Raw genomic sequence first — 9253 nt, forward strand, 5'->3', positions numbered from 1 at the left:
TTTTTTCCTTACGGGTAATTGCTTGAACACCAGCCGCGCACGGCTGGGCGAAGCATCCAAGGAGAGGGTTTGTTGCTCGCATGCCCCTCGTGCGGGACAGCAAAATACTGGCGTGTAAGGCGGCGGGAAAATATCAGGGACTACGGAAATTTCCGTAGGCGTGAACGGATTCTCTTGTCAGATGCCAGGAGATGGCTGTAGGCGATTTAGCGGGCCGGGTAGGAATTTCCCTACGCGGGACGGCGGGAATGGGACGACAGGCCGGCAGCGGGGCAGGCCAGGGGGGATTACTGCTCGATGAGGCCGTGCTTCAGGGCATAACGCACCAAATCGGCATTGTTCGAGACGCCGAGCTTCTGCATGAGCCGGGCCTTGTAGGTGCTCACGGTCTTGGCGCTCAGGGACAGCTGCGCGGCGATGTCGTTCAGGCCCTTGCCGGAGACGATCAGCTGGAAGATCTGGAACTCGCGATCGGACAGCAGCCCGTGGGGGGCTTGGCCATCCGACAGCACCGTCTCGAACACCACCTCCTCCACCAGGGTCGGGTCGATGAACTTGCGCCCTGCCGCGACTTTGCGGATGGCGGCGATCAGGGTTTCCGGATCACTGTCCTTGGTCAGGTAGCCGGAGGCGCCGGCCTTCAGCGCCCGCATGGCGAACTGCCCTTCGTTGTGCATGCTGAGTATCAGGATGGGCAGCCCGCAGCGCTCCAGCTTGATCCGCTTGATCAGATCCACGCCGCTCAGCCGCGGCATGGACATGTCCAGGGACACCACATCGAACGCCTGCCTGCGCACCTGCTCGAGCACCTCGTAGCCGTCCGCCGCCTCGCCCGCCACCACGATGTCGCCGGCCAGCGCGATCATCTGCTTCAAGCCTTCACGCACGATGGCGTGATCATCTGCAATGAGTAGTCTGATCATGTCATATCACCAGCTTCAGATTTTCCGGTTGCTGCGCGATGGGTATGCACACGCACAACATGGTCCCCTGCCCCGGCCGGCTATCGATGTTGACCTCTCCGCCCATCATGAGCACGCGTTCGGTGATGCCGCGCAGACCGAAGGAGGCCCGGCTTTTCACCGCCTCCGGATCGAAACCCTTGCCGTCGTCCTTGATCTCCAGATACAGCACCTGCTCGCGCCGCTGCAGCGTGATTTCCACCCGGCTGGCCTGCGCATGGCGCGCCACGTTGGTGAGCGACTCCTGCAGAATACGGAAGATCCCGGTCGCGCGGCTGTCATCCAGCTCGATCTCATCGTGGATGTGCAACGCGCACTTCACTCCCCCGCGCCTGCCGAACTCGTCCGCCAGCCATTCGATAGCCGAGGTGATGCCCAGGTCCAGGGCCGCCGGCCGGAGGCTGGTTGCCACGTGGCGCACGGTCTGGATCGTGCTGTTGATCATGCCTTTCAGGATCTGCACCTTCTCCTGCATACCGGGATTGCCGCCGGCAAAGCTCATGCCCATCAGCGACACCTCCATCTTCAGCGCCGTCAGCACCTGGCCCAGCTCGTCGTGAATCTCGCGCGCGATGTGCTTGCGCTCCTCCTCACGCACCGCCTCGTGGTGCGCCGCCAGATCGCGCAGGAACTCCCGCGATTGCCGCAGCTCCTGCTCATTGCGCTTGCTCTGCGTAATATTGAGGAGAATGCCATCCCACAACACAGCGTCGCCTTCCTGCTGCCGCGGGGTGGCCCGCAGGCTGATCCACTTCTCGCCATAGCCGCCCACCAGAACCCGGCCCTCCCAGTTCCAGGGCGTCAGATTCTTGGCGGAAAACTCCAGCGAGCGGTCGAAGCCGGGCCGATCGTCGAAGCAGATCAGACGCAGGAAGGCCTCCGCATCCGCCTGGACTCTCTCGGGTTCTACCCCGCACAGCTCCACAGCCCCCTCGCTGACATAGGTAAAGGTCACGCCGCCCTCGTGACCGTTGCGCAGCATCTGAAACACCATGCCCGGCACATGGGAGGTGATGCCCCGCAGGCGCATCTCGTTTTCCCGCAGGATTTCCTCTGCGCGCTTGATGGCCGTGATGTCGCGGCCCACGGCCAGGACGAACTGGAGCGAGCCGTCCCGCCCGAACTCGGGCACCAGGCGGGCGTGCAGGTGCCTTTTGCCATCTGGCCGCTCTAGTGCAAACCCCACGACCGCCTCCTTCCCGGTGGCAAATACCATGTCGATGGCCCGATACCAATCCAGGCTGATCCGATCGGCCAGCCCGGACTCCTTGTGCACCTTGCCTACCACCTGCTCCCGCGGAATGCCCGTCACCCACTCGAGCGCCGGATTGGCGTACACCCGCCGACGCTGCCTGTCGATGCGGATGATCACATCGGGCGAGTTTTCCACCAGAGCCCGGAACATCTCCTCGCTGCGATGCAGCGCCTCCTCCGCGGCGCGCCGCTCCGTGATGTCGCGCACGATGCCGACAAAGCGCTGCCGGCCCTCCAGGTTGAAGCCGGTGATGGTGAGCTCCATGGGGAAAGTCGTGCCGTCCTTGCGGCGTCCGGTCAGCTCCCGCTGTCCCCTGGCCCCCTTCTGCATCCCGACAAGGTCCGTAAGCGTGCATTGGCCACCCCTGCGCGGGTCGACCACGAGCATGCCGACGTCACGACGCAGCAGCTCCTCCGCGGGGTAGCCGAAAATTTCCACCGTTGCCGGATTGGCCGTTTCCACGATGCCCTGGGCATCGGTGGTGATCACCCCCTCGGGAATACTGTTGAGCACGGTCAGCAGGTGCGTCCTGGTATCCATCAGGCGGGAAACCAGCGGGCGCACCACCCGCCACAGTACCACAGTACCGGCGACCGTCAGCAGGAGCAGAATCCCGATGGCGCCCCAGAAGCGCTCACGCAGCGGCGCATACAGCTCCTGCGTGCCAATTTTTTGCGCCATGCCGAGGCCCAGGTCGCCAACGGGACCGTAGGCGGAAATGACGTTCTCACCGTAGTAGTCGTAGGTCACCTCGATGCCCTCCCGGCCCTGCAAGGCCAGGCTGATCGGCAGCGGCTTTTGGTCCAGCCGGGTGGGAATGTAGCGCGCGTCGGGGCGCGGGAGCGCGGACAGGCACTGCATGGTGTCGCTGTCGAAGGGGCCACATACCACCAGCGCGCCGGTTTCGCCCAGATCCAGCTTCTTCTGCAACAGGCGGTCCAGACGATGCAGCCGCAGGTGCACGATGATCTCGCCCTTGTCGCCCGAAGCGGCGCGCCGCTTGATATGGCTTTCCAATATCCAGCCGTCATGCCACACCAGCCAGGCATTTTCAGGCCGCCGCAGTGGGATCCGCACATTCCCGGAATGCGGTGGCGCACCGGTCGCCACCATGGTGCGTCCTTTGGCATCCAGGATCTGGATGGCGACGAGCCGGTGGGTCTCTTTCTCGCCCAGATCGGGATACCTCGCGCTCATCATGGGCAAAAGCGTGCTAATGCCATGCGGTTGCATGTTATCGACCAAACCGGCCATCCAGACCGCCTCGCCCTGGGCGTCCTTGACCGCGTTCTGGAACACCAGCGACTTGCTGTCGAGGGCATGCTTCAAGGTTTGGCCCAGGACGCCGTAGGAGTGGTGCAACAGAACGCCGGCCCCGGCCAGGCCCGCGACGAGCGTCGTGGTCAACAGCAGAAAGGCGCTGACCATGACGATCTTCCGGTCCTCGCGTGCCACATAATAGGCCAGTACCGGCTCCGTGCGGATGGCAATCAGATACAGGCCGATGCTCTGCATCAGCAGAGCCAGCGCCGTGAGCCAGCTCATCTGGCCATCCACGGAAAACTCGCCGTCCAGCAGGAGGGAAACCCCGGTCAGGTATACCATGACCGCAATCAGGGCGATGGCGAAGGACAGCGTCAGACACAGGTGAATGGAAAACCAGACCTTCCGTTTCCACACGTAATTCAGCAGGATCAACGCGATCCCATAGAAGCTGAAGCCCACCGCCGCCATGGCCGACATGTTGGCCGAACGCGAAAACTCCGTCCCCTGCGGCAGCACGTTGAAGAGCAGGCTCCACGGCCCCGGTGCCGGGTACAGCTGCCAAGCCTGCTGCAGCAGCGTGATCAGGGACAAGAACAATACCGCAGCACCGAACCCCGAGCGGGCAATGCGGCTCCTCCCGGAAATCCGCTCCGGCAGCAACAGGGCTGCGCCGGACAGGATGAAGCACAAAGCCGTCTTCGGGCTGATCGCATGCAGCGAGCGCGCCCACGGGCGGGTCGGAAACAGATCCCCCGCCCAAAAAAGCAACACGGCAGTCCCCAGCAGGACAACCGCCGTACCTATGAACTTGACTGGAAATGCGTTTCTCATCGGCCCCCCGAATGCAGCCGCAGCATGCTAGCACGGCACGGCAAGGCAGCCAACGAACACAGGCGCCTGCCAGCGCCTTCGCGCCGGCTTCTTGGCGCGAGGGGCCGCAATCTCAGCCATTCTGCCATCCCCGCCTGATCACGCGCAAAAGCCCCGCGGATCGTCATCCGCGGGGCTCCACCAGGCTCAGCCTGCCTTAGCGCATGCCAAAGTCAGGGCGCTGAACCTCGGGCCGTTGGATTTCAGGCCGTTGAATCTCGGGCCGTTGGATCTGCGGACGCTGGATCTCCGGACGGAGGTCGGCAACACGGGCCTCCACGCTGGCCCGGACCTCGGCGCGATCCCGAATGCCGGCACGAACTTCACTTTGCTGCTGAACGCCCGCGCGCACGATCGCGGCATGCTCCTGGGCATTGGCCAGCTTCTCCTGCGCCTCGGCGCGTGCCGCCTCGGCATAAGGCTGCACCTGGGTCCGCGCGGTCTCGGCGCGCTCCCGCACGGCCTCAATGCGCTGCTGGGCGCGGGTACGCACCGTCTCGGCATGCTGCTGGGCGTTGGCCCGCATGCTTTCGGCGTGCTGTTCGGCATTCGCCCGTGCGGTCGCGGCATACTGCTGGGCATTGCTGCGCGTCGTTTCGGCATACTCCTGGGCATTCCCGCGCGCCGTCTCCACGGCTGCACCGACGTTGGTGCGGACGCTCGCGTCGCCACTCACGCTGACGCTGGCATCCGCCGCAAGCACGGGCATGGCACCCCAACCCAGGACCGATGCGACCGCTGCGGCTACGATATGGCTCTTTTTCATCTGACTTTCTCCTTTCTTTAAAAGCGGACTTGGCCGCCGATACCTACGCTGTAGTCCGGGCTCCCATCGCTGAGGCCCTTATCCACGTATACCTGCAAGCCGCTGCCCGGCTTGAGGTTGTAATTCCAGGCGGCGATGGCATCCGCCGCGGCTGGAAAACCCGGTTGCGCCGACTGCCGGCCGGCGAACATCAAGGTCAGCACGTGCTGCTCTCCGAAGGTGAAGCTGCTGCCGGCGTCGTAAGTGGCGATATCCCGCAAGCTGCTCCCCTCCGGCTTGCCGATCCATCGGTAGCCCAGGGTGGCAAAAGGGAAGATCCGCGTGCCGATGATCCCTTCCAGCCCGAGGCCGGTCTCATAATCGTTCTTGCCGGTGCCCAGCCCGTCGGCGGCGGAAGCCGTGCCCAGCTTGACTTTGGCGTAGGGCACCAGATCGGGCATCCCGCCGCTCCCGCGAATGGTGTACTTGCCGTCCAGCCAGATGTCGCCCAGCCCGCTGCGGGTGACAGGTTTCGTACTGCCAGAAGTGCCGATCACCGTGCCGCCGGATAGCACGGCGCCCTGGCTCTCGACCGAGATGTAGGGAATTGTCGCCTTCAGGCGCAGCGCCCCGGTCTGGTACTGAAAGTAGGTGGGCACATACCAGATCTTGGTCGTCTGATCGGTGCCGAACTTGCCCTCAGTGTAGGTCGCCATGCTGCCCACAGTGACCGTGGAATCCGCCGACTGGGCGTAGGCGAGAACGGGAAACACCGCAACTATCTGGGTGGCTGTCAATACAGCAACGATACGCATATCCATCTCCTTTGCTCGGGCGGGTTGCTGTCCGCAGCACACCGCCTCAGGTTCGAACCAGCATCCCGGTCCAGCGACTTGGCCATCACGGGCTCTCCTTGTCCGGCAATATAGTGGGAAATTTTCCCACAGTCAACACGCAAAACATTTACTACCCGCACCCTTGTGGGAATTTGTCCCACAGTCCGCGGTGTAGTAGGATAGCCACTTCAGCCATAACAGCCACAAGAATCCAGGCGCCCAAATTCATGGAAGCACCCCTGAAAGCCGCAATCCTCGCCCTCCTGAAGCCCCTGATCCGCTACCTGATCGGCCAAGGCTGGACCTACCCTGCCCTGAGCGAGCTGCTCAAGGTGGTTTACGTGGCCGAGGCGGAGCGCCACTACGCCACGACGCCCCAGCAACCCGCCACGGACAGCCGCATCAGCCTGCTCACCGGCATTCACCGCAAGGATGTCAAGCGCATCCGCCAGGAACTGGCCCAAAGCGGCGAGGCCCCGGCCCTGCGCAAGGGCGCGAACCTGGCGGCCCGGCTGGTCGCCGCCTGGGTGTCCGATCCCAAGTATCAGGACCCGCAGGGCAAGCCGCAGGCATTGCCGTTCCGGGATGAAAATGGCAAGGCGAGCTTCGAATCCCTGGTGCGGGAGCTCAAGGCGGATCTGCGCGCCAAGTCGGTGCTGGACGAACTGATGCGGGTCGGCGTCGCCAGCCAGGACGCCGACGGCCGCGTCTCCCTGCTGCGCACCGGCTACATCTCCAGCCTGCCCGAGGACAAGCTGGCATTCCTGGGCGCGAATGTCGGCGATCACCTGGAAAGCGCGCTTCACAACATCGCCGGCGCCCAGGCGCCCTACATCGAGCGGGCGGTCTTCTACGACGCCGTGCCGGCGGAGGAACTGACGGCCCTGCGCCCGGAGCTGTTCCAACTGGGCGACCGGCTGTTGCGCGAGGTCAACCGTTTGGTCATGCCGCTCGATAGGGAAAAGGAACCGGAAGACCCCATGCAGCCCCGCAAACGGATGCGTTTCGGCGTGTACTACTACGAAGAGAACAAGGGAGAGCAAGGCACATGAAAGCTCCTGGCGGGTTCAAGTCGCTGCGCTTCTGGGGGGCAGCTCTGGCATTTCTGCTTTTGAGCTCCTGCAGCACGAGCTCCCCGCTCGCCTCCCGCAATGCGGACTTGGCGCTCGCCGGCGGCATCGGCGGCACGGGCATCAGCGGCATCGGCGGCACCGGCATCACCGCCTACGGCATCGTGCAAGGCTTCGGCAGCATTTTCGTGAATGGTCGGGAGTACTTCCTGGATGAGCGGACCGAGGTGCTGCTGAACGGCATGCCCGCCCGGGAAAGCGATCTGCACATCGGCGACGTGGTCGCGGTGGAGGCCCGGCTGGATGCCCGCTCCGGCCACGCGCGCACCTTGCGCGTGCATAGCGATTATCAGCTGCAAGGACTGGTGGAACGAGTGGACCGCGAGAACGGCAGCCTCGAGCTGCTGGGACAGACGATCCAGGCGGGCAAACTCCTCGCCAGCCAAGACCCCCGCTACCAGACGCTGCGCCTGGAGGACATCCGAGCCGGCGACCTGATCGCCATGCACGGTTTCGTCCGGGGCAACGGCGCCTGGACGGCCACCCGCCTGACCCGTCTCGACATCCCCGCAACGAAGGCGGCTGCCCCGTTCATCCTGCGGGGCACGGTACGCGCCATCGACACGCAGAAGGCGGTCCTGCAAGTCGGGCAGCGGGAGATTGCCGTCGCTCAGCCGCAGCAGTTGAAGGATATCCGGATCGGTCAGCGAGTCGTGGTGCGGGGCCGCTATGCGCCTGGTGCCTTGCAAGCCCTGAGGGTCCGACCCGAGCACATCCTCATCGGCAAGGCCGGAGACCAGGTGGAAATGCAGGGCTATCTCTATCAGCAGCCTGGCTCCCGCCAGCTCGTCAGCAACGGCATTCCCGTGGGCGCAGCTGACGCTGCGCAGGCCAAGGCCGGCAGCTTCGTTACCATGCAGGGCACCTTAGCGCCTGACAGGGGCCTGGTGATCCGGCGGATCGAACTCAGCAACAGCCCGCTGGACACTCCGGCCTTCCCGCTGACCCCAGTGCGACGCCCGGCGCTGCCTGTACAGGATCGCTCCGGCATTCAGCGCCCCGAGATCCAGCGGCCCGATATCCTGCGCCCGCAGATCCAACGCCCCGAAATCCAACGTCCGGAGACGCCGCGGCCTTGAGCCCGTCCTGACAACGGCGCGGCGGCAGCAAGCGGGCCCTCGCCCGCCGCTCCTGCACCCGGCCATGACTGGGCCGGATTAGATGCCCAGCTCTGGGTCCAGCGGGTTCGGGTCGCGCAGCAGCTCCTGGATCAGGCGCACCTTGTCGCTTTGGGCGAGGAAGGCGTGGACGCAGTCGGGGTCGAAGTGGCGGCCGGCCTGCTGCTGGAGGTAGCGGCGGGCATCGGCGACCGACCAGGCCGGCTTGTAGGGCCGGGTGGAGGTCAGGGCATCGTAGACGTCGGCCACCGCCACGATGCGGGCGGCCAGCGGAATGGCCTGGCCGCGCAGGCCCTGCGGATAGCCGCTGCCGTCGTACTGCTCGTGATGGCCCAGGGCAATCACCGCGCCGAGCTGCAGATAGCGCGACGGACTGCCGCTCAGGATGGCATGGCCGATCGTGGTGTGCGCCTGCATGATGCGGAACTCCTCGGCGGTGAGCCGGCCGGCCTTGAGCAGGATGCTGTCGGGCACGCCGATCTTGCCGATGTCGTGCATGGGCGCGGCCAGCTCGATCTCGTCGCACTCGGCCTCGCTCAGGCCCACGGCTTCGGCCAACAGGCGCGAGTACTTGGCCATGCGCAGCACGTGATTGCCGGTCTCCTCGTCGCGGTACTCGCCGGCCTTGGCCAGGCGCAGCAGGGTCTCGCGCTCGCGGGCGCGGATCTCGCGGGTGGCCAGGGCCACCTGGTCTTCCAGCCAGTGGGCGCGGTGCTTGATGAGCTGCTGCTGGCGGCGCAGGGTCAGCAGGTTGCGGCAGCGGGCGCGGCATTCGTACTGGTCGATGGGACGGGTGAGGAAGTCGCTGGCGCCGGCATCCAGGGCCTGGTAGCGGATCTGCGGGTCCTCCACCACCGTGATCACCACCAGCGGCACGTCGGCGCAGCCGGGCAGGGCGCGGATGCGCTGGATGAAGGTCACGCCGTCCATGCTCGGCATCTTGTAGTCGGTCAGGATCAGGTCCGGCGGCTGCCGCTGGGCACGCGCCAGCGCCGCCTCCGGCTCCGCAAAACTCTCCACCACCAAGCCCGGATCCATCGCCCGCACCAGCTCCTCCAGAATCTTCCGGCC

Annotated in this window: 7 protein-coding genes; 2 read left to right on the forward strand and 5 right to left on the reverse strand. The window is 65.1% G+C overall.

The features are described from left to right. Nucleotides 1–287: 287 nt before the first annotated feature. From G579_RS0109145 to G579_RS0109160, 4 genes are all read right to left on the reverse strand, one after another. A complete protein-coding gene (locus tag G579_RS0109145; protein WP_028989943.1) occupies nt 288–923 on the reverse strand; it encodes a response regulator in 636 nt (211 codons plus the stop codon). 1 nt (nt 924) lies between these two features. Next, entirely contained in the window at nt 925–4074 is a 3150-nt protein-coding gene (locus G579_RS18290) for a sensor histidine kinase (protein WP_162142991.1), read from the reverse strand. Between the two features lie 436 nt (nt 4075–4510). Then, nucleotides 4511–5119 (reverse strand): hypothetical protein, encoded by a 609-nt coding sequence (locus G579_RS0109155; protein WP_028989944.1) that lies wholly within the window; start codon nt 5117–5119, stop codon nt 4511–4513. Between the two features lie 17 nt (nt 5120–5136). Then, on the reverse strand, nt 5137–5913 hold the full coding sequence (locus G579_RS0109160; RefSeq protein ID WP_028989945.1) for a hypothetical protein: 777 nt from the start codon (nt 5911–5913) through the stop codon (nt 5137–5139). Between the two features lie 248 nt (nt 5914–6161). Here G579_RS0109160 and G579_RS0109165 point away from each other — a divergent pair, with 248 nt between their 5' ends. Beyond that, entirely contained in the window at nt 6162–6986 is an 825-nt protein-coding gene (locus G579_RS0109165) for a DUF6502 family protein (protein ID WP_028989946.1), read from the forward strand. Continuing rightward, complete coding sequence (locus tag G579_RS18295; RefSeq protein ID WP_028989947.1) at nt 6983–8143, forward strand: DUF5666 domain-containing protein; 1161 nt, start codon at nt 6983–6985, stop codon at nt 8141–8143. The genes G579_RS0109165 and G579_RS18295 overlap by 4 nt, the downstream gene beginning before the upstream one ends. Before the next feature lie 78 nt (nt 8144–8221). On the opposite strand, the gene G579_RS16805 is transcribed toward G579_RS18295, so the two are convergent. Further along, the coding region (locus G579_RS16805) for an HD-GYP domain-containing protein (protein ID WP_038019168.1) at nt 8222–9253 on the reverse strand (1032 nt) is incomplete at its 5' end.

Source organism: Thermithiobacillus tepidarius DSM 3134 (assembly GCF_000423825.1).
GTDB lineage: Bacteria > Pseudomonadota > Gammaproteobacteria > Acidithiobacillales > Thermithiobacillaceae > Thermithiobacillus > Thermithiobacillus tepidarius.